This is a genomic window from Roseateles sp. P2_H4, from assembly GCF_056403315.1.
In genome coordinates this window covers 62,503-82,017 of sequence record NZ_JBFUFR010000012.1, presented here as the reverse complement: position 1 = coordinate 82,017, position 19,515 = coordinate 62,503, and the positions used below count along the sequence as shown (strand labels likewise).

Annotated in this window: 14 protein-coding genes; 7 read left to right on the top strand and 7 right to left on the bottom strand. The window is 65.5% G+C overall.

Features of this window, described 5'->3' with window-relative positions:
- Positions 1 to 29 precede the first annotated feature (29 nt).
- Positions 30 to 1,898 (bottom strand): sodium:solute symporter family protein, encoded by a 1,869-nt coding sequence (locus AC1DW3_RS11325; RefSeq protein WP_477931408.1) that lies wholly within the window; start codon positions 1,896 to 1,898, stop codon positions 30 to 32.
- A 360-nt stretch (positions 1,899 to 2,258) separates the two neighbouring features.
- On the opposite strand from AC1DW3_RS11325, the gene AC1DW3_RS11320 reads away from it, so the two are divergent.
- Complete coding sequence (locus AC1DW3_RS11320) at positions 2,259 to 4,151, top strand: diguanylate cyclase domain-containing protein (protein ID WP_477931407.1); 1,893 nt, start codon at positions 2,259 to 2,261, stop codon at positions 4,149 to 4,151.
- A gap of 232 nt (positions 4,152 to 4,383) precedes the next feature.
- Here the strand turns inward: AC1DW3_RS11320 and AC1DW3_RS11315 are convergent, their stop codons facing one another.
- Positions 4,384 to 5,955 (bottom strand): methyl-accepting chemotaxis protein, encoded by a 1,572-nt coding sequence (locus AC1DW3_RS11315; protein ID WP_477895248.1) that lies wholly within the window; start codon positions 5,953 to 5,955, stop codon positions 4,384 to 4,386.
- A gap of 360 nt (positions 5,956 to 6,315) precedes the next feature.
- Between AC1DW3_RS11315 and AC1DW3_RS11310 the strand changes: the two genes are divergently transcribed.
- From AC1DW3_RS11310 to AC1DW3_RS11300, 3 genes are all read left to right on the top strand, one after another.
- A complete protein-coding gene (locus AC1DW3_RS11310) occupies positions 6,316 to 6,501 on the top strand; it encodes a DUF3606 domain-containing protein (RefSeq protein WP_477895246.1) in 186 nt (61 codons plus the stop codon).
- A 63-nt stretch (positions 6,502 to 6,564) separates the two neighbouring features.
- Positions 6,565 to 6,990, top strand: a complete 426-nt coding sequence (locus AC1DW3_RS11305) for a hypothetical protein (RefSeq protein ID WP_477895244.1) — start codon at positions 6,565 to 6,567, stop codon at positions 6,988 to 6,990.
- 246 nt (positions 6,991 to 7,236) lie between these two features.
- Entirely contained in the window at positions 7,237 to 8,682 is a 1,446-nt protein-coding gene (locus AC1DW3_RS11300; protein WP_477931406.1) for an IS1182 family transposase, read from the top strand.
- 262 nt (positions 8,683 to 8,944) lie between these two features.
- Here the strand turns inward: AC1DW3_RS11300 and galB are convergent, their stop codons facing one another.
- The gene (gene galB, locus AC1DW3_RS11295) at positions 8,945 to 11,707 is read right to left on the bottom strand and encodes a beta-galactosidase GalB (RefSeq protein WP_477931405.1); all 2,763 of its coding nucleotides are present in this window, start codon (positions 11,705 to 11,707) and stop codon (positions 8,945 to 8,947) included.
- Positions 11,708 to 11,753: 46 nt separating this feature from the next.
- On the opposite strand from galB, the gene AC1DW3_RS11290 reads away from it, so the two are divergent.
- From AC1DW3_RS11290 to AC1DW3_RS11280, 3 genes are read left to right on the top strand one after another with little or no spacing between them, the layout of a single operon-like run.
- Positions 11,754 to 11,891 (top strand): hypothetical protein, encoded by a 138-nt coding sequence (locus AC1DW3_RS11290; RefSeq protein ID WP_477931404.1) that lies wholly within the window; start codon positions 11,754 to 11,756, stop codon positions 11,889 to 11,891.
- Entirely contained in the window at positions 11,888 to 13,615 is a 1,728-nt protein-coding gene (gene araD, locus AC1DW3_RS11285) for an L-arabinonate dehydratase (RefSeq protein ID WP_477931403.1), read from the top strand. The genes AC1DW3_RS11290 and araD overlap by 4 nt, the downstream gene beginning before the upstream one ends.
- A gap of 11 nt (positions 13,616 to 13,626) precedes the next feature.
- The gene (locus AC1DW3_RS11280; protein ID WP_477931402.1) at positions 13,627 to 14,337 is read left to right on the top strand and encodes a ribonuclease activity regulator RraA; all 711 of its coding nucleotides are present in this window, start codon (positions 13,627 to 13,629) and stop codon (positions 14,335 to 14,337) included.
- On the opposite strand, the gene AC1DW3_RS11275 is transcribed toward AC1DW3_RS11280, so the two are convergent.
- Genes AC1DW3_RS11275 through AC1DW3_RS11260 form a run of 4 tightly spaced genes read right to left on the bottom strand, consistent with a single transcriptional unit; the run spans position 14,324 to position 19,479 of the window.
- Positions 14,324 to 15,571, bottom strand: coding sequence for a GDSL-type esterase/lipase family protein (locus AC1DW3_RS11275; protein WP_477931401.1), 1,248 nt, complete (start codon positions 15,569 to 15,571; stop codon positions 14,324 to 14,326). The genes AC1DW3_RS11280 and AC1DW3_RS11275 overlap by 14 nt on opposite strands.
- Before the next feature lie 50 nt (positions 15,572 to 15,621).
- Complete coding sequence (locus AC1DW3_RS11270) at positions 15,622 to 16,290, bottom strand: IclR family transcriptional regulator domain-containing protein (protein WP_477931400.1); 669 nt, start codon at positions 16,288 to 16,290, stop codon at positions 15,622 to 15,624.
- 4 nt (positions 16,291 to 16,294) lie between these two features.
- The gene (kduD, locus tag AC1DW3_RS11265; RefSeq protein ID WP_477931399.1) at positions 16,295 to 17,056 is read right to left on the bottom strand and encodes a 2-dehydro-3-deoxy-D-gluconate 5-dehydrogenase KduD; all 762 of its coding nucleotides are present in this window, start codon (positions 17,054 to 17,056) and stop codon (positions 16,295 to 16,297) included.
- A 5-nt stretch (positions 17,057 to 17,061) separates the two neighbouring features.
- A complete protein-coding gene (locus AC1DW3_RS11260; protein WP_477931398.1) occupies positions 17,062 to 19,479 on the bottom strand; it encodes a TonB-dependent receptor in 2,418 nt (805 codons plus the stop codon).
- Between the last annotated feature and the right edge of the window lie 36 nt (positions 19,480 to 19,515).

The window sequence follows — 19,515 nt, the reverse complement described above, 5'->3', positions numbered from 1 at the left end:
CGAGGAATGCGGATGTTGGCGTCAACGTGTCAGGGCTCGTCGCGGAGTCTGTCCCACCAGGTGAACTTCAGAACGATGGTGGCCACCAAAGTGGTCGCCGTGGCGACTGCCAGCTGCTTCCATTCGCGCAGGATCACGAACATGCCAGCAGCGGTGATGGCCGATTGCCATACCAGGCCGATGGCGACATTCATCATGTCGCGCTTGAAGTCGCGGTTGGGCTGGACGTCCGGCTGGTCGGCCTTCAGCGCCTCATGGACAGGCCCCCAGAAGCCCCAGGGCCTGGTCTTGAGATAGAACTCCTTCAGCACCGGCATGGGCGTGGCTGGCGTCAGCAGCGAGGCCCCGACGGCCGCGATGCAGCACAAGGCGAATGCGAACGGGAAGGCCTGCAGCTCGTTGATCTTGAAGACGGGCAGCAGCAGCGCAATGCCGACACCCAGAGCCATGCTGACGAAGTAGCCGGTACCGTTGAACCGCCACCAGTACCACTTGATGACATTGGCCGCCGTGTAGCCGCCGAACAGGCCGGTGGCGATCCACGCCACGATCTCGTTGATGGACGTCAGCTGCCAGCCGATGGCCGTGCCGATCACCGCGAACGCGGTCGACACGATGTAGCTGAGGCGCACATAGACCTTCTGCTCGGCGTCCGGCCTCAGGTACTTCTTGTAGATGTCGTTGACGATATAGGCGGGCGCGGCATTCAGCGAGGCCGAGTAGCTCGCCATGAAGGCGGACAGCATGCCGGCCAGCACCAGCCCCAGGAAGCCCGGCGGCATGAGGTGGCTGATGACAAAGGGCAGGATGGTGTCGAAGTCACCCTTGAAGGCCACGCCCTGCGCTGCGGCTTCAGCCTTCAGACGTGTCCACTCGGGGCCGATGAACGCCAGGGCCAGCACGGCCAGTCCCGCGATCATCAGATAGCGGGGGAACAGCAGCGTGACGTTGACGAATGCACTGATCTTGGCGGCGTCGGACGGCGACTTGGCCGACAGCAGCCGCTGCATGTCGTAGTTGGGGACCGGGCCGGCCAGCGACTTGAAAAAGCCCTGGAAGAAGACCAGGCCCAGGAAGGCTGCGAACAGCGCATAGCCCTCGGTTTCGACCGCCTTGGCCGCCGACTGCGCGACGACTTGGTTGGCCGCGGCGCCGCTGTTCGCCTGGCCGACCCAGTCCAGATTCAGGTGCGTGCCGAAGGCCAGACTGTGCCAGCCGTCCGGCACCACCGCCTTGAGCATCTCCGGCGTGACCAGTTGCATGGCGAGAATGGCGACGCCTATGCAGACGAAGAACTTGACGAAGAACTGCAGGATCTCGGTCACCACCACGGCATACATGCCGCCCTTGACCGAATAGAGGGTGGTCAGCGCCACGATGATGACGCCGTAGATCTTGTCGTTCAGCAGCGGGTCGGCGCTGAACTGATAGGGGATGAACTCGGCGGCCAGCTTGCCGATGCCGAGAAACCCGTAGGCAATCATGCCGACCACGGCAATGAGTGCAAAGGCGACGTTCACGAAGTGGGAGGCCTTGGCGCCGCCGTCTTCGCCGAACCTGAAGTTGATCCATTCCGCCCCGGTGAGCTTGGCGGACCTTCGCAGCCAGACGGCCAGGAACATCATCAGGAAGATCTGGTTGAACACGGGCCAGACCCAGGGGATGAACAGGCTCTTGACCCCGTAGACGACCATCAGGCCGACCATCCACATGGTGCCGGCGACATCGAACATGCCCGAGGCGTTCGACAGACCCAGCACCCACCAGGGCAGCTTGTTGCCAGCCAGGAAGTAGCTGCGCAGGCTCTTGGAGGCCAGCTTGGAGACCCACATGCCGAGGGCGACGGTCAGCACGATGTAGCCAAAAATGATGCTGAGATCGATGGCGGACAGCTGCATCGTTGCTCCTCTAGTTGTTGGTTTCAGGCCGCTGCGGCGCCGGTACCGATGCAGCAGGCGCTCAGCAAGAATTCAAACTTGCTTTGCGTTTATTAAACGATGCAATTGTTGCGCATCTTTGTGCGGGGAGAGCTAGGGTTACCACCTGGGCCGAGGTTCGAGGTGCGCGCACTGCGGCGACGCATCGGCCGCCGCCTTGTTTGAGCGCACCCTACTCGCACAGGAATGCACGACAAGACTTCCGCCGAAATGTTGCGCAACGCTTGACCGTCGCAGAATTGGCAGCACAGCTCTCCCGCTGTACAGCCATGACCGTCCTCACACTCCTCGGTCCCCGAACCCTGTTTGCAGATCTGATCGATGCCCAGCCATCGTCAGCGTGTCGGCATGCTTAGCGGAGGGAATGGCTCGAAGACTTCTGTGGCGTGCTCGCGGATGTTCGATCCGGTGCCACGAGACCGTGCGCTGAAGAGCGCCGCTCTCCACCAGGCCCTGGCCCTCCAGTGCGTGGCCGACACCTGCAGCCGGACCAACGCCGGCATCGTCATCTTTGTCGCGGTGTGGCTGGTGATCTGTCTGATCGGCGGCCTTTGGTCCAAAGCTCCGACCGTCGTGCTAGCGCACACGCTGTTGCTCTCAGCCATCGCAGCGATGCGCGTGGTGTTGGTGCGTCGCCTACCCCGTTTGATGGATGAAGACCCCATCAAGGCCAATATGTATCTGGTGCTTGCCATTCTGTTGAACGGTGGCTACTGGGGCAGCATCGGCGCACATGGCGTGCTCGCAGGTTGGGGAGACGATGTCTGGTGGGTCTTGGTGACGGCGGCGGTTGCCGCTGCAACCACCGGCGCCATGGTGATGGCAATCAATCCAGCGCTTCGGCTGGCCTACCCGGCGATCGCCCTGCTGCCCATGTTTGTGGCGGGATTGTTGGGCGACCAGCTTCACCATCAACTGATGGTGGGTCTCGCTCCCATCGTCTACCTCTATCTCATCCGCTCCTCCGCGGTGGTCAGCAACGACTACTGGGCGACTGTGATGAGCCGGGTCGGCGCCGAGGAGAAGGCCCAGGCCATGGAGGTGGTGAGCAAGACCGATTCACTGACCCAGGTGCAGAACAGGCGCAGTTTCGAATGGCGGCTTGTCAATGAGTGGGACCAGGCGGCGATCGCCGGCAGCGCGCTGTCGCTGCTGATGGTGGATATCGACCACTTCAAGTCGATCAACGACACCCACGGGCATCCCTTTGGAGACCAGTGCCTAAAGGCGGTGGCGCAGACCTTGAACGGCTCCATGCGAACGTCTGGCGATGCAGTTTTTCGGTACGGCGGTGAAGAGTTCGCCGTCCTGCTGCCCAAGACGAACTTGCATGGTGCCCAAGTGATGGCAGAGCGACTGCTGGCTCAAATCAGGGCCATGCGTGTCGACAGAGGAGGGGATGCACATTCGTTGACCTGCAGTATTGGCATTGCAGAGGCCCACCCGGCCGTCGGCCAGGATCCGAGATCTCTGCTCCAGAGGGCCGACCAGGCGCTCTACAGAGCCAAGCAAGGCGGACGCGATCGCGCCGCCGTGCTCCCGTCCAAGGAGCCAGGCACTCTCGAAACGCAAGCTTCTGCAACCGACACGGCCCAGAGCATCCGCATTGGCTCGCTGTATTCACTGACCAGTGGCACGGTGCCTTCTCTGATCATGGCGCTCAACGTGCGTCAGCCAGAGCTCCAGGCAGAACTCATCCTCGGCTCCAACGTGGACTTGGTGCAGAAGCTACGCAATGGATTCATCGATGCAGCAGTGTTTGGCCTGCCGGAGGGCGCAGAGGATCTGAGGTCGGAACCCCTGTTCGAGGACAACCTGTACTTCGCCGCGCCGGCGGACTCGCCATATGCGCTGCAAGCGTCCGTCGACCTCGCCAGCTGCGCCGATGAGAAGTTTGTCAGCCTGCAGCAGGGGTTCGTCACCCAGAGCAGATTCGCAGATGCGTTCGCGGTCGCGGGCTTCGAGCCACAGGTGGTGATGACCACCAACGACATCTTTTCGCTGATGCACCTGGTAGGCGGCGGAATGGGCTGCTCCCTGCTGCCGGGACGGGTCCGAGCCTCACTGCCACCGACAGTGCGGTTGATTCCCCTCGAGCCACGTTTTGCGATCCGCCAGACCATTTCGTTGAGCTTCCTTCGTACCCGCGAGCGAGATCCGAACCTGCTCGCCTTGTTAGACGCCAGCCGTACGCTGCGCATCGCTCCTGGTTGATCGGCGGGCCTTGCAGCGCGAGAAGAGTCCAGCGCCGAGCCGCCGACATTGGTAATGAACCTTGAGAGTGATAACGCAGCGCGGAGGCTTTCCGAAAAACGGACCTCGGTGAGCGTCCGCTTCGGGCACATTGCTGCCCCATGACTGACGGATCCGAGCGGCAGCGGCCAGCCTGAAACGGGCGCCGCCTGCCTCGGATCCAGTTTGCAGCGGGATACAGACAGTCGAGCAATCAGATCCCTTGATGCGACAGCCTGAATACGCTGACGGCTGAGACGAGAGTCGCTGCTTGAGTCTTCAGGCTTTCAGCAGCGGCGGCGCTCTGTTCGACCAAGGCCGCGTTCTGCTGCGTAACCTGGTCGAGCTGATTGACCGCGTCGCCGATCTGGCTGATTCCTTGGGTCTGCTCGTGCGTCGCGGAGCTGATCTCGTTGATGAGGGCGTTGACACGCTTGACCTGCGCGACGATTTCATCCATGGCTCTGCCCGCCTCGCCGACCTGCTGGCTTCCAGTCTCGACCTTCTCCACGCTCTCGTTGATCAAGCTCTTGATCTCCTTGGCCGCCGAGGCGGAGCGCTGAGCCAGCGTGCGTACCTCAGTGGCCACCACAGCGAAGCCGCGACCCTGCTCGCCAGCCCGCGCCGCTTCAACTGCTGCATTGAGCGCGAGGATATTAGTTTGGAACGCGATGCTGTCGATGACTCCAATGATGTCGGCGATCTTGCGGCTCGACGCCGTGATGCCCTCCATTGTTGCCACCACCTGGCCGACGACGTTTCCGCCGTGTTGCGCCGCGTCAGCGGCCGATCCGGCGAGCTTCGTCGCGGTACGCGCCGTCTCAGCATTGGTTTGAACAGTCGCCGTTAGCTCTTCCATCGACGCTGCCGTTTCCTCGAGATTGGCTGCCTGCTCTTCCGTACGCTGACTGAGATCGGCGTTGCCTGTTGCGATCTGCGACGACCCCGTCGCGATGCTGTCACTGCTCAACCGAACCTTGCTGACAATCTCCGACAGCGACTGCTGCATCTGGCTCATCGCAGCAACCACGCTCCCTGGCTGCGCCCGAGAGGTGTCGATTCTTGTCGTCAGATCACCAGACGCCACTGCGTTCGCGATTTCCGCCACAGCACCCGGCTCCCCGCCCAGGGATCGCGTGATGCCGCGCGTCAGCAGGACGCCAATGGCAATGCCGCTCACTGCGCTCACTAGCGTCAGCGCAATCATGATGAGGCTTATCGTTCGGAACAGCTCCGTGCCGTCCTTCGACGCCGCAGATCCGTTCTCTTCCTTCAGCTTCGTCAACAGCGTGAGTTGGTCATCGACTGCCTTGTTCGTCTGCTTGACCGTGGCATCCAGACCAGCGATTTCTGGGTCTTTGGCTGGCATGTCCTTCTTACCTGCTGCTGCAAGATAGGCGTCGACAGCCGGCAACCAGACGCCAATCATGGTTTCGAGCTTCTCGAGCTCCGCGCGGCCGCGCGCGGCGTAGAACAGTGGCTTGGCTTTGTCGAGCCAATCTCGCATATCGGCCACCGACTGCTTGAATGTCCGAAGCGCCGCCTGGCGCTCCTCGTCGGAAGTCGCAAGTGCAAACTGCCCACGCGCGCGCGCTGCGTAGATGAGGTTGATGTTGGCCTCCTTCACATACGAGATCGCAAGCAGCTCCTTCTGATAAAGGGCGTCGTTGACGTTATTGAGCTTGAACAGGCCGCTGATGCCGAAAGCTGCGACAAGCGCACCGAGAAGGATAAGGGCCGAGAAGGCCAGCAAGAGACGAGCGCTGAGGCGAAGGTGAGCGAACATCATGTCTCCTTGTGCGAGGGTGTTGAACTAGGCAGAGGGCACGCCGCCGTTGCTCTCAGGTCCATACGGCGGGCGAGGACGGGCAAGCGGCGCTCCTGCTGAACGAAGCCGGCTAGGTTTGTGGATCGGCTCGTCGACGACGAGCCCGCCAGTTGATTCGTTTTGCGAAACTTTTCTTCGCAGCGCCGAGCCCGCCGGGGACAACGCGCCGCTGGCAGCCTGAAGCCGCTGCCGCGGACCTGGCGGCCACGCTGGGTGTCGCGGCGATCACATCGGGGAACCAAAGCAACTTTTGCGCGGTTGTCCGACATGCGCGTCGCGACGTTCGCACTACGGTTGGTGCTCTTGTAGGAGCACAACATGTCGGACGACAAATCCAAACCCGGTGGCCAAGACCGCAAGCGCATCAGCCTGTCTGGAGATTATGAAGTTCGCGACTGGTCCAAGAAATTCGGCGTCACCCCAGAGCAGTTGAAGGCAGCCGTTGCGGCCGTTGGCAATGACGCCGCTGGAGTGGAAGCGCACCTCAAGAGCACGAAGCGGTAGTCCCGTGCGGGTCGCCACTTGGAACAGCAACAATGTCACCAAGCGGCTTGATCTGCTGCTCGATTGGCTTGCTCGCACGCAACGCGACGCCGTCGAGTTGATGAGCTGAAGGCGACGACCGAAGCCTTCACAACGGAGGCACTTGCCGCTGCGGGCTACAAATGCCTGGTCCTCGGCCAGAAGACCTGGAACGGCGTGGCGTTGCTCAGCCACAGCGACTTCGTGCCGGTGATCACGGCTCTGCCTGGCGATGCCAAGGACAGGGAAGCGCGCTACGTCGAAGCAGCGATCGACGGTGTGCTGTTCGGATGTCTGTATGCGTCGCCAGCCCAGCCAATTCGGCCGACTGCAACGTATACAGCGGCCGGTCGCCATCCGCAAGGCGAATGGCCGCAATGGGTCGGGATGCGACTGCCGCGGCGGGCGAGAGCGGTCATTCGTGCCGCCACGATGCTTGCGCCGTGGTCGAGCGACCGGGCCCGTGGGTGAAGCTGACGGTCAGGCCCAGCAGCGCTCAATGACCGGTTTTCGTGGTTGCTGTAGCTCATGCATCGGCCTGCGAATGTCGCAGACCAGCCTGGACCCAGGCTTCCACCGAGGTCTGCTATGGGCACATTGCTGCCCCACAACTGATGAATCCGAGCGACAGCACTCAGCCGAGGCTGTGTGAAAACCCTCCTTTGATTGGACGCACCGCCGCCTAAATTTTGTGAACGCCACAGCACGGGCTGCCACATGAAGCGATTCATCGAGGGAGAAGGCCGACACCAGGTCACGCTGCTACCCGAGTGCCTTGACGACTTCGTCGACGCAGACAACCCGGTCCGAGTCGTTGACGCCTTTGTCGATGAGTTGGATCTGCAGGAGCTGGGCTTTGAAGGCGCCAACCCAGCGACGACGGGCCGTCCGTCGTATCACCCGGCAGTCCTGCTGAAGATCTACATCTACGGTTACCTCAACCGCATCCAATCCAGCCGGCGCCTTGAGCGCGAATGCCAGCGCAATCTTGAGTTGATGTGGCTGACCGGCCGCCTGGCGCCGGACTTCAAGACCATTGCCGACTTCCGGCACGACAACGGCAAGGGCGTGCGCAACGTCTGCCGACGCTTCGTCGTGCTGTGCCGCGAACTGGGTCTGCTCTCGCAGGCCATCGTGGCCATCGACGGCAGCAAGTTCAAGGCAGTCAACAACCGTGACCGCAACTTCACTGGGGTGAAGATTGACCGATTCCAAGAACACATCGAGCAGAGCATTCAGCGCTATCTGGACGGGTTGGAAACAGCAGACCGAACACAGTTGGCCGGACTGCAAGCCAAGACGGAGCGGGTGCAAGAGAAGATCAAGAAGCTGCGCCAGCGCATGCAGCAGTTGGATGAGATCAAAGTCAAGCTGGAGTCCGAGCCCGACGGACAGCTGTCAACGACTGACCCCGACGCACGCGCCATGGCCACCAGTCGACCTGGCTCAGCGATCATTGGCTACAACGTTCAGACGGCGGTCGATGCCAACAACCACTTGATCGTCGCGCACGAAGTCACCAACGAAAGTAGCGACCGGTCACAGCTGCGCAAGATGGCGTTGGCCTCACGTGAAGCCATGGGCGCCACCGAGCTACAAGCGCTCGCGGACCGGGGTTACTACAACGGTGTCGAGCTCAAGGCCTGTGAAGACGAGGGCATCGCGGCCTACGTGCCCAAGCCCATGACATCCAACGCGAAGGCCGAGGGGCGCTTCGACAAGACTGACTTCATCTACATCGCCCGAGATGACGAATACCAATGCCCCGCCGGTCAGCGAGCCATCTATCGCTACACCAGCGACGAGAGGGGCTTGCAGACACGCACCTACTGGCCGAGCGCCTGTCCTCGTTGCCCGATGAAGGAGCGGTGCACGACGAGTCAGTTCCGCCGCATCAGGCGATGGGAGCATGAAGCTGTGATGGAGGCGGTGCAGCAGCGGCTTGAACGCGAGCCCGATGCCATGAAGGTGCGCCGGCGAACCATCGAGCACGTCTTCGGGACCCTCAAACACTGGATGGGCTCAACGCACTTCCTGACGCGACGGCTTGTCAACGTGGGAACCGAAATGAGCCTCCATGTTCTGGCCTACAACCTGAAGCGAGTGATGCGCATCTTGGGCATCGCGCCGCTGATCCAGGCAATGAGAGCGATGGGCGCGTAAGCGCCGTCTGGATGCGCCACTAGAGGGTGGCGGCGGCCTTCCAGACGTCCAGATGCCAATCACAGTCGATTTATAGGCCCACTTCGGACAACTGGCAGTCAAAACCGAGCGAGCTGCCCTATTGGCACCGTTGCTCGCGCGTTCTCACACAGTCTCAGCCTGAATCAGCCGTTCAACGGCTCATTTTTCCGGCCGCTCCTTACTGAAGCACCCGGCGCAATGAAGCTCATGCCTTGTCTGCGCCGGCGCAGGCCTCGCAGCTTCAGCGCACCCGCAGCACCAGCTCCCCGCCGGCCAGCCCCTCGGCTTGCGCGCGCACCGTCAGCGTGCCCGCGCCCGTCGCCTTCACGATAACCAGCGCCTGGCCGCTGAAGGCGGGGCGCGTGGTGGACGGGAAGGGTTCGAAGCTTGTCGCATCGCCGTTGTCGGTGGCGACGATCTCGCCCGGGCCCTGCAGGCTGAAGCGCAGGCGGTGGGCGGCGCGGGGCACGGTCTGGCCGGCCGCGTCGACGATGCGCACGGTGATGAAGGACAGGTCCTGGCCGTCGGCGCGCAACTCGGTGCGGTCGGCGCCCAGGTGCAGCCGTGCAGGCTCGCCGGCCGTGCGCACCGTGTCGCTGGCCCAGGGCTTGCCGCCGCGCCAGGTCACCACCTTGATCTCGCCCGGCTCATAAACCACCTCGTCCCAGCGCAGCCGGTACTCGAAGGCCGCTTTCTTGCGCCGCCCCTGCGGCCGCCCGTTGACGAAGAGCTCGCCCTCGTCGCCGCTGGTGAACACGTGTACTGGTGTGACCTGGCCGACACGCTCGGGCCAGGTCCAGTGCGGAAGGATGTGGGCCATGGGCAGCTCCGGCCGCCAGCGCGACTGGTAGAGCCAGTAGCGGTCCTTTGGGAAGCCGGCCAGGTCGACGATGCCCGAATAGGACGAGCGCGAGTCGTAGTACGGCGTGGGCTCACCGAGGTAGTCGAAGCCCGTCCAAACGAACTCGCCGGCGACGAAGGGGTGGCGGTCCAGCGCCGCGAAGACCTTGTCGGCCGAGGCGCCGAAGTCCACCGCATGCAGCTCGTAGCCGCTGACCTGCCGCGCCACCGAGTCGCCGCCGCGGCCATCGCGCGTGATCGAGCTGTGGGCCGGCGTGACCGGGAAGAGATAGACGCCACGGCTGCTGAAGGCCGAGGCGGTCTCACTGCTGAAGACCAGCTTGCCCGGGAATCGCGCATGGAAGGCCGGGTATTGCGGCGGCGTGCGGATGCGGTCCGTGCCCTCGAACTCGGCGTCCTGGCGTATGCCCTCGCCCTGGTAGTTAAGGCCGATGGCATCGACCTCGGCCGGCAGCGGCATGTCGGCCTTGGCGAAGTTCATCGCCGTGGTTGTCGGGCGGGTCGGGTCTTCCTCGCGGGCGATGGCTTGCAGCTGCCGTGCGACGGCGGCACCCGCCTCTCCCGTGTACTGCTCGCCCACCTCGTTGCCGGTGCTCCACATGACAACCGACGGATGGTTGCGGTCGCGCCTGAGCATGGCGCGCAGGTCGGGCTCGTGCCAGTCCGGAAAGATCAGGTGGAAGTCCAGCGGCGTCTTCCTGCGCTCCCAGGCGTCGAAGATCTCGTCAATGACTAGCAGGCCCAGGCGGTCTGTCAGCTCCAGCAGTTCGGGCGCCGGCGGGTTGTGGGCCAGGCGGATGGCGTTGGCGCCCATGGCCTGCAGGATCTCCAGCTGGCGCTCGGCGGCGCGCCTATTGAAGGCGGCACCCAGGGCGCCGAGGTCGTGGTGCTGGTTGACGCCTTGCAGGCGCACGGGCTGGCCGTTGACGTGCAAGCCGGTGTCGGGATCGAAGCGCACCGAGCGGATGCCAAAGCGCGTTTCGTAGCGGTCGATCACGCGGCCGCCGCGGGACAGCGTCGTGCGCGCCAGGTAACGATGAGGGTGCTGCCGAGGCGGCGGGCCCCAGAGCTGAGGTCTGGGGATGACAGCAGAGCCCACAGTGCTGGCCTGGCCACGTGCCGGCAGGGTCAGACCCTTGCGCGGGATACGAGCCACGACCCGGCCGTCAGGAGCGAAGACCTCGGTCAGCACATCAACGCGGACTGGCTTGTCGCCGTCGTTGTCGAGGGTCAGCGAGAGCTGGACCGTCGCCTTTGTCGCCGACACCTCGGGCGTGCGCACGACGCTGCCCCAATGGCCGACATGCACCGCATCCGTCTTGGTCAGCCACACCTGCCGATACAGGCCCGCGCCTGGATACCAGCGCGCCGACTCAGGCGGGTTGTCCATGCGGATGACGAGCTGGTTCACGCCGCCGGGCACGGCATGCGGCGTCAGGTTCAAGCGCCAGGAGTTGTAGCCATAGGGCCAGCCCCCGACGAGATGGCCGTTGAGCCAGACCGTCGCATAGGCCATCGCGCCGTCGACATCGAGAAAGATGGCACGCCCGCGGTCGGTCGCCGGCAGACTCAGCTTGTTCCGGTACCAGACCGGCCCCCAGGTCTGCAGCCGGCCCATGCCGCCAAACGGGCCCGTCTCGAAAAAGGGGCCTTCGATGGCCCAGTCATGCGGCAGCGCGACGGCGCGCCAGCCGCTGTCGTCGAAACCGGCCTGCATGACGGGCAGATCACCGCCGGGGTTGCCCTCCGGCCGCGTGTGGCGGCGCGCCGGGTCGCGGATGAAGGCATTGCCGCTGGGCAGTATCCAGGGCTTGAGCACCGCATCGCCACCCGTCTCGATTCGCGCCGCAACCTCGGGCTGCGCGTCGGCCACCCGGCCATCGGCCGACTGCTTCACCTCGGGCCGGCGGTCGTAGACCAGCGCGGCCGATGCGGCATCCGGGTCGCCACGCCGAAACCGCCAGCCGGTATCCAGCGCGATGCGCTCGCGCGGCGCCAGTTGCTCGGTCAAACGGTCGGGCACAAGCCGCTGGGCTGCTGCGGGGACGCAGAGCAAGCTCGCCAACAGCACCATGCCCAGGCTGGTCAAAGCTGGTGCGGAATGCGCATCCTTCTGGTGAAAACGCTGAGCGCCCGTGGCCATCATGGTTTTATGATAGCGCTCCCATTGAAGCCATCGCGACCGGCCCATGAATCTCACCGACAGCACCGCAGCCCAGGTCAGGGCCGCCCCGGTCTATGCCCACCTCTCGGTCGGGCTGCGCGCCCTGGCGGATGCGCTGCAAGATGCGCCGGGTTGGCTGATCCAGCATCGAGGGCAAGCATGAGCAAAGAGGTAGGGGACCTGCGCAGCGCGCGCTGGTTCGCCAAGGACGATTTCCGCAGCTTCGGCCATCGCAGTCGCGTGCTGCAGATGGGCTACGCGGCCGAGGATTTCATCGGCAAACCCGTCATCGCCATCGTCAACACCTGGAGCGATGCCAACCAGTGCCACACCCACTTCAAGCAGCGGGTCGAGGACGTCAAGCGCGGCATCCTGCAGGCCGGGGGCTGGCCGCTGGAGCTGCCGGCCATCTCCTTGAGTGAAAGCATGGTCAAGCCGACGTCCATGCTCTATCGCAACTTCCTCGCGATGGAGACCGAGGAGCTGCTGCGCAGCCATCCGGTCGACGGCGCCGTGCTGATGGGTGGCTGCGACAAGACCACGCCGGGCCTCTTGATGGGCGCCCTCAGCATGGGCCTGCCCTGCATCTATCTGCCGGCCGGCCCCATGCTGCGCGGCAACTGGCGCGGCCAGGTGCTGGGCTCAGGATCCGACGCCTTCAAGTACTGGGATGAACGCCGTGCCGGGCGCCTGTCTGACCAGGCCTGGGCCGAGATGGAAGCCGGCATCGCGCGCAGCCACGGCACCTGCATGACCATGGGCACGGCGGCCACCATGATGGGAATTTCGGAAGCGCTGGGCTTCACGCTGCCGGGTGCCAGCAGCATCCCCGCGCCGGACGCGAACCACATCCGCATGTCGGCCGAATGCGGTCGGCGCATCGTGCAGATGGTGTGGGAGGACCTGACGCCGGCGAAGATGCTCAGTCAGGGCAGCTTCGCGAACGCCATCGCCGTTGCCATGGCCATGGGCTGCAGCACCAACGCCATCATTCACCTGGTTGCCATCAGCCGCCGCGCTGGGCTTGCGGTCACGCTGGACGACTTCGATGCGGCCAGCCGCCATGTCGGCGTCATCGCCAACATCCGGCCCAGCGGCGACGCCTATCTGATGGAAGATTTTTTCTACGCCGGCGGCCTGCCGGCGCTGATGAACGTCATGCGGGACAAGCTGGACCTGTCGGCGATGACGGTCAATGGCCGCACATTGAGCGAGAACATCGCCGGCGCCGAGGTCTTCAACGACGACGTGATCCGGCCGCTGCACAACCCCATCTACGCCGAAGGTGCGCTGGCCGTGCTGCGCGGCAACCTCGCACCCGACGGCGTCGTCATCAAGCCCAGCGCCGTGGCGCCACACCTGCTGCAGCACACCGGCCGCGCGCTGGTGTTCGACGACTACCCCAGTCTCAAGGCCGCGGTGGACGACCCCGACCTCGACGTGACGGGCGACGACATCCTGGTGCTGCGCAACGCCGGGCCCAAGGGCGCCGGCATGCCCGAGTGGGGCATGCTGCCCATCCCGACCAAGCTGCTGAAAGCCGGTGTGACCGACATGCTGCGCCTGTCGGACGCACGCATGAGCGGCACCAGCTACGGCGGCTGCCTGCTGCACTGCAGCCCCGAGGCCTTCATCGGCGGCCCGCTGGCGCTGGTGAAGACGGGCGACCGCATCACCGTCGACGTGCCGGCGCGCAGCATCCACCTCGAAGTCAGCGACGCAGAACTGGCCGCCCGCCGTGCCGCCTGGACGCCGCCGCCGCCGCGCTACGAGCGCGGCTATGGCTGGATGTTCGGCCGCCACATCCTGCAGGCCCATGAGGGCTGCGACTTCGATTTTCTTGAAACCCAGTTCGGCGCGCCGGTGCCGGAGCCGGTCATCTATTGAACGAGAACGCCATGAATCCAGACACTCGCAAGAAGCTGATGGGCGTCAGCACCGCCACCCTGTGCACCGCTTTGTTCAAGCGCGGCCTGCGCGGTCAGTTCATCCAGGACGTCAGGCCGCTCAACCCCGGCCTGCCCAATATGGTCGGCCCCGCCTACACGCTGCGCTGCATCCCGGCGCGCGAGGACCTGAACGACATCAGCGTGTTCAAGGACCGCGCCCATCCGCAGCGCAAGGCCGTCGAGGAATGCCCCGAAGGCGCGGTGCTCGTCATCGACAGCCGCAAGGACGCGCGTGCGGCCTCGGCCGGCGGCATCCTGGTGGCGCGGCTGATGGTGCGCGGCGTCGCCGGTGTCGTCACCGATGGCGGCTTTCGCGACAGCCCGGACATCGCCAAGTACGCCTTCCCGGCCTACCACCAGCGCCCCAGCGCGCCGACCAACCTGACGCTGCACCAGGCCATCGCCATCAACGAGCCCATCGGCTGCGGTGACGCACCGGTCTTCCCCGGCGACATCGTCGTCGGCGATGCCGAGGGCGTCATCGTCATCCCGGCGAACATCGCAGACGCGATCGCCGACGAAGCCGTCGAGATGACCGTCTTCGAGGACTATGTGCAGGACAAGGTGATGGCCGGCCGCAGCGTGCTGGGCCTCTACCCGCCGACCGATGCCGACGTGGCCGCGGACTTCGCGGCCTGGCGGCAGCTCAAGGGGCGCTGACGCAACGCTTGTCGAGCAATTCGGCGGGGAAGGCCTCGGCCATCACGCGATAGCCGGCCAGCGAGGGGTGCAGGCCGTCGTTGTCGACCTCGGCGCGCAGATAGGCCGGTCGCGCCGGGTCGCGCATCAGCGCGTCGAAGTCCAGCAGCGCATCGAAGCGGCCCGGCTCGCGCAGCCAGGCATTCAGCGCCTGGCGGTCGGCCTCATTCTCGGCCTGGGGCGCGTAATAGCCGCTGCCCGAGTAGGGCATGACGGTCGAGGCGATCAAGCAGACGCCGCGGGCGCGAGCACGTCGCGCCAAGTCGGTGAAGCCCGCCTTCAGCTCGGCCAGCAGGGTGGCGCGCGACTCGGCGGTCGTCGGTCGGCCGCGGTGGCTGATGCCGAAGTCGTTGACGCCGATCAGCACCACGGCATGGGTCGCGCCACTGCGCGCCAGCACATCGCGCTCGAAGCGCGACACGAGGTGGGGGCCGAGGCCATCGCGCAGCAGGCGGCCACCGCCGATGCCGGTATTGACGACGCTGGCTTCGCGCTTCTCGGCGGCCAGGCGCCGCGACAACATGTCCGTCCAGCGCTGGTAGCTGCCCGAGGGCACGCCATAGCCGTCGGTGATGGAGTCGCCCGTCGCGACGAGCACGGGCGCCGGCTTGGCGGCGCGCACATCGACGGCAGCCAGATGCCACCAGCCCTCCTGCGCAACGGCCTCGGGCCAGTCCGCCAGGCCCACGCGGTTGCCCTCGACGGCCCAGCTGCGGATGCGCGAACCCGGGTGGACGGTAGCCACCGCCGGGCCGGCCTGCACATGCATCTGCACGGCGATGTCGGCCTGGCGCGGGATGGCGAACTCGAGAGGGTCGCTCCAGATCTCGGCATGCGCCGGCACGTCGATCTGGCGGCGGCCGCCAAAGCTCAGCGAGCGAAGACTGGCACCGTTCAACACCACCCCATCCACCAGAGCCACGCTGACCGCGCCGAGGCTCAGCGGCTCGTTGCCGAACAGGTTGCTGATGCGCACGCGCAGCGCGGGGCCGGCGGCGTCCACGCGCATGATCTGGCGCAGGCTGACGTCGCGCATCGGCTGGCGCCACAAGGTTGGCGCATTGGGCGGCGGCGCCTGCTCCAACTGGGCGCTGCCCCAGGCCGCCTGCCACTGTCCATCGCCGCGGGGCGCGCTGGCGCAGCCCGCCAGCATCAGGGCCACGGCCAGCAGACCTGCCATCAAGGATTTGTTCATTCGAAAATGGTATCGCAACCATTCCTGATGTCATCCGGGCGATCCCGAGTTCAGGCCGCCCAGCCGAGACCTTGGGAGATGGCGCCGCTGGCAGCGCGCAGCCGTGTCGCCAGTTGCGCCGTGGTGCTCGCGTTGAAGCGCACCGCCGGCACATGGACAGCCAGGCCGGCGATGGCCTGGCCGCCACGGTCGAAGATGGGCGTGGCGATGCTGTGTACCTGCAAGGCGTTCTGCTCGCTGAAGCCGCGCCGCCGGATGTGCGCGAACGCTTCGTCATCGCCGCGCCAGGCCAGCAAGGCCCGGCCAATGGCCGAGCCATGCAGCGGCAGGCGCTGGCCGATGGACAGGCTCAGACCCAGGGCCTGGGTGGAGTCGATCTTGTGCAGGCAGACGACCTCGCCTTGCTCCAGCGCGCCAAGCTGCACGGCCTCGCCCAGGGCTTCGGCCACGGCGCGCATGGCAGGCTTGGCAGCGTCCACAAGGTCGGGCAGTTGCAGGGCACGCGCCCCAAGCTCGAAGGTGTGCGCGCTCAGCACCCAGTTGCCTTCAAGTTCATCCACATAGCCCAGGCCGGCGATGGTCTGCAGCAGGCGCCGTGCGACATGCGGAGCGAGGCCGGTGCGTGCCGACAGCTCGGTCAGCGTTGCCACACCGTGGTGGCCGACGGCCTCCAGCAGCGCGAACACCTGCTGCACGGCAGCGACCGAATCCTTGGACATGGCATCACCGCGCCAGCCAGCCACCGTCGACGGCCAGCGTGTGGCCATGCACATAGTCGGCCGCACGCGAAGCCAGGAAGACGACGGCGCCGGCCAGGTCCTCCGGCCTGCCCCAGCGGCCGGCCGGGATGCGGCCGAGGATGGCCTCGTTGCGCTCCTCGTCGGCGCGCAGCTCGGCCGTGTTGTTGGTGCTCATATAGCCCGGCGCGATCGCATTGACGTTGATGCCCAGCGGCGCCCACTCGTTGGCCAGCGCCCGCGTGAGGCCGAGCACGCCGCTCTTGCTGGCCGTGTAGGAGGCCACGCGCAGCCCGCCCTGGAAGCTCAGCATGGACGCGATGTTGACGATCTTGCCGCCGCCGCCCTGGCTCACGAAGCGGCGCGCGGCCGCCTGGCTGAGCTGGAAGACGGCGCGCAGGTTGACGTCGACGACGTCGTCCCAGTCCGTCTCGCTGAACTCCAGGGCCGCGCGGCGGCGGATGATGCCGGCGTTGTTGACGAGGATGTCGACGCGGCCGGTCAGCGCGGCGGCCGCGGCCAGCAGCTCGACGGAAGGGCTGTGGGCCAGGTCCACGCGCAGGTCGAGGAAGCGCCGGCCGCAGCGGGCTATCTCCTCACCCAGCCCGGCGGCTTCGCTGCGGTTGAGGCCGACGATGTCGGCCCCGGCCTCGGCGAGCGCCACGGCCATGGCCCGACCGAGGCCCGTGTTGCAGCCGCTGATGACGGCCGTGCGCCCTTCCAGGCTGAATGCTGCTGTGCTGCCCATGTTGTTCAGAACTTCACATCGAGGCGAACCGCCGAGTAGCTGAAGGCGTCGCGGGCCGGCGTCCACGTCGTGTGCGCATACGACGAGCCGCTGTTGGTCGGGTTCACGCGCCAGGTGCCCAGGCCGCTGTAGCCGGTGTTGGCGTAGTGGTGGTCGAACAGGTTGTTGACGTAGAAGCCCAGCTGGTATTTGCCGGCCTTGTCCTTGAAGCCGAAGCCGACGTTGACGATGGTCACGGCCGGGGAGGCCAGCGTCGGGTCCTGGTTGATGTTGGTCAGCACCGAGGTGCGGCGGCGCAGATTGCCGCTGAAGAAGACATTGAACGGCGCATCCGGCAGCGCCAGGTCATAGCGGCCGGACATGCCCAGCTTCCACTTCGGCGCATTGGGCATGACGCCACCCGTCACGTCCTGGGTGTTCTGCCCGCCGTAGATGGGGTTGGCGCGCACGCACTCGAGGTTGAAGCCGCCGTTGGGCGAGCCCGCCACGTTGTAGCAAGGCGCGTTGGGCCAGTCGGACACGGTGGCCTTGGTGTAGGCCACGTCGGCGTTGACGATGAAGTTGGGCGTGACCAGGGCGGCCACGTCCAGCTCCACACCGCGCGTCTGCACACCGCCGATGCTGTTCAGCCGCGTCACATAGGTCGACGTACCGGGCAGGAAGCTGCCGGAGTTCTGCTGGTAGTCCTTGAACTTGGTGTTGAAGACCGCGAGGTTGACCGTCAGCCGGTTGGCGAAGAAGTTGCCCTTCAAGCCCAGCTCATAGTGCTTGGCCGATTCGGACGCCACCGGCTGCTGGGCGGCGGTGGCAGCGGTCAGGCCGCTGGTGATGTCATAGGCCTTGCCCTTGTAGCCGGTCGACGTCATCACATAGCCCATCAGGCTGGGCGTGAACTGGCGCTGCAGGCTGAGCTTGCCGGTCGTCGAGTCTTCCTTGTTGCCGCGGCTGGAGTAGGTGGCCGTCGGCGTGAAGACGGCCGGCAGCGGGTTGCTCAGCGTCAGGGAGTAGCCCGAGACCTGGCGGTTCTGGCGCAGGCCGGCCACCAGCGTGGTGTCGGGCAGGAACTCCCAGGTGGCCTGGCCGTAGATGGCGGTGTTGCGGTTGGAGGTGTCGCCGACATAGGCGATGGGCGTGGACAGCGCGATGCCGTCGAAGCCGCGATTGAAGAAGCGGTCGATGGCGTTGCTGGCCCACCAGAGGCCGGCCACATAGYGGAAGTTGCCCTGGTCGGCCGACGTCAGGCGCAGCTCCTGCGTCTTGGAGTCGATGACGTAGGTGCCGTACTGCACATAGCCCGCGTCCCGGCCCTCGACGGACTTGCCGGCCGTGATGGGGTAGGACAGCAGCGTGTGGACGTCGGTGAAGTCCTGGTCGCGGTAGTCGTTGGCGGTGTAGCGCTGGGCCGACGTGATCGAGGTCAGCGCCATGCCATTGGGCAGGGCCCAGTTCACGCGCAGGGCCGCACCCTTGATCTCGGACGCTATGCCGGTCGGCGCATCCATGCGGATGTCGCGGTTGTTGGGGCCGGGCGTGATGCCGGCCAGCAAGAGCGTGGCGGGCAAGGCCGCGACGCCGTTCTGGTAGCCGGCCAGTTGGTTGTTGGTGCCGAAGCTGGTCAGCGCGAAGGTGCAGCAGTCGTTGCGGGTCTTGTTGTAGGTCGGCGTGAACTCGACGTCGATGTCGTCGGTCGGGTGCCAGGCCAGCTTCATCATCAGCGTGCGGTCCCTGCTGCCGTTGACCTTCTTGCCGGTGCTGAGGTTGTTGAGGTTGCCGTCGAACTGGCTGGCGGCCGCCGCGACGCGAATGCCCAGCCGGGGCGCGATCTCGCCGCCCACCGAGAAGCGCAGCCGCTGCTCGCCGTCGTTGGTCACATAGGCGCTGGCATCGCCGCGGATGGCGCTGCCGATGGGCTTGGTGGTGATGAGCATCGCACCGGCGATGGCGCTCTTGCCGAACAGCGTGCTCTGCGGCCCCTTCAGCACCTCGACGCGCTGCACGTCGGCCAGGTCCTTGAAGGCCATGAACTGGGCACCCATGGGGATGTCGTCGATGATGACCGAGACATCGGACTCGACACCGATGCCGATGGACGAGGTGCCGATGCCGCGCATGTTCAGGCCGTTGTTGGCCGGCGTCGTGCCATAGGTGACGGACAGCGCCGGCGTCAGCTCGATGACGTCCTCCAGCGAGCGCACATTGCTGCGCTCCAGGCGCTCAGCAGTGAACACCGACATCGCCAGCGGCACGCTCTCCAGCTTCTCCACGCGCTTGTTGGCGGTGACTTCGACGCGCTCCAGCTGGTTCCTGTCGGGAGCCGCCTCTTCCTTGGGCTTGGCGGCCTGCTGTGCCAGTGCCGACTGCGCGGCCAGGGCCAGCAGCGCCGCGGCGATGGGCGTCACGCGCCTGGATGTGACCTCGTTCATTTGTCTTGTCTCCGTTTTATTTGATGGCTTGGTGGG

What these genes read in the sequence shown, in the direction of transcription:
- AC1DW3_RS11290 (WP_477931404.1), top strand. Translation starts at nt 11,754, where the DNA reads ATGAATCTCACCGACAGCACCGCAGCCCAGGTCAGGGCCGCCCCGGTC.
- AC1DW3_RS11320 (WP_477931407.1), top strand. Translation starts at nt 2,259, where the DNA reads ATGCCCAGCCATCGTCAGCGTGTCGGCATGCTTAGCGGAGGGAATGGC.
- AC1DW3_RS11275 (WP_477931401.1), bottom strand. Translation starts at nt 15,571, where the DNA reads ATGAACAAATCCTTGATGGCAGGTCTGCTGGCCGTGGCCCTGATGCTG.
- AC1DW3_RS11280 (WP_477931402.1), top strand. Translation starts at nt 13,627, where the DNA reads ATGAATCCAGACACTCGCAAGAAGCTGATGGGCGTCAGCACCGCCACC.
- AC1DW3_RS11300 (WP_477931406.1), top strand. Translation starts at nt 7,237, where the DNA reads ATGAAGCGATTCATCGAGGGAGAAGGCCGACACCAGGTCACGCTGCTA.
- AC1DW3_RS11270 (WP_477931400.1), bottom strand. Translation starts at nt 16,290, where the DNA reads ATGTCCAAGGATTCGGTCGCTGCCGTGCAGCAGGTGTTCGCGCTGCTG.
- AC1DW3_RS11310 (WP_477895246.1), top strand. Translation starts at nt 6,316, where the DNA reads ATGTCGGACGACAAATCCAAACCCGGTGGCCAAGACCGCAAGCGCATC.
- AC1DW3_RS11325 (WP_477931408.1), bottom strand. Translation starts at nt 1,898, where the DNA reads ATGCAGCTGTCCGCCATCGATCTCAGCATCATTTTTGGCTACATCGTG.
- kduD (WP_477931399.1), bottom strand. Translation starts at nt 17,056, where the DNA reads ATGGGCAGCACAGCAGCATTCAGCCTGGAAGGGCGCACGGCCGTCATC.
- araD (WP_477931403.1), top strand. Translation starts at nt 11,888, where the DNA reads ATGAGCAAAGAGGTAGGGGACCTGCGCAGCGCGCGCTGGTTCGCCAAG.
- galB (WP_477931405.1), bottom strand. Translation starts at nt 11,707, where the DNA reads ATGGCCACGGGCGCTCAGCGTTTTCACCAGAAGGATGCGCATTCCGCA.
- AC1DW3_RS11315 (WP_477895248.1), bottom strand. Translation starts at nt 5,955, where the DNA reads ATGTTCGCTCACCTTCGCCTCAGCGCTCGTCTCTTGCTGGCCTTCTCG.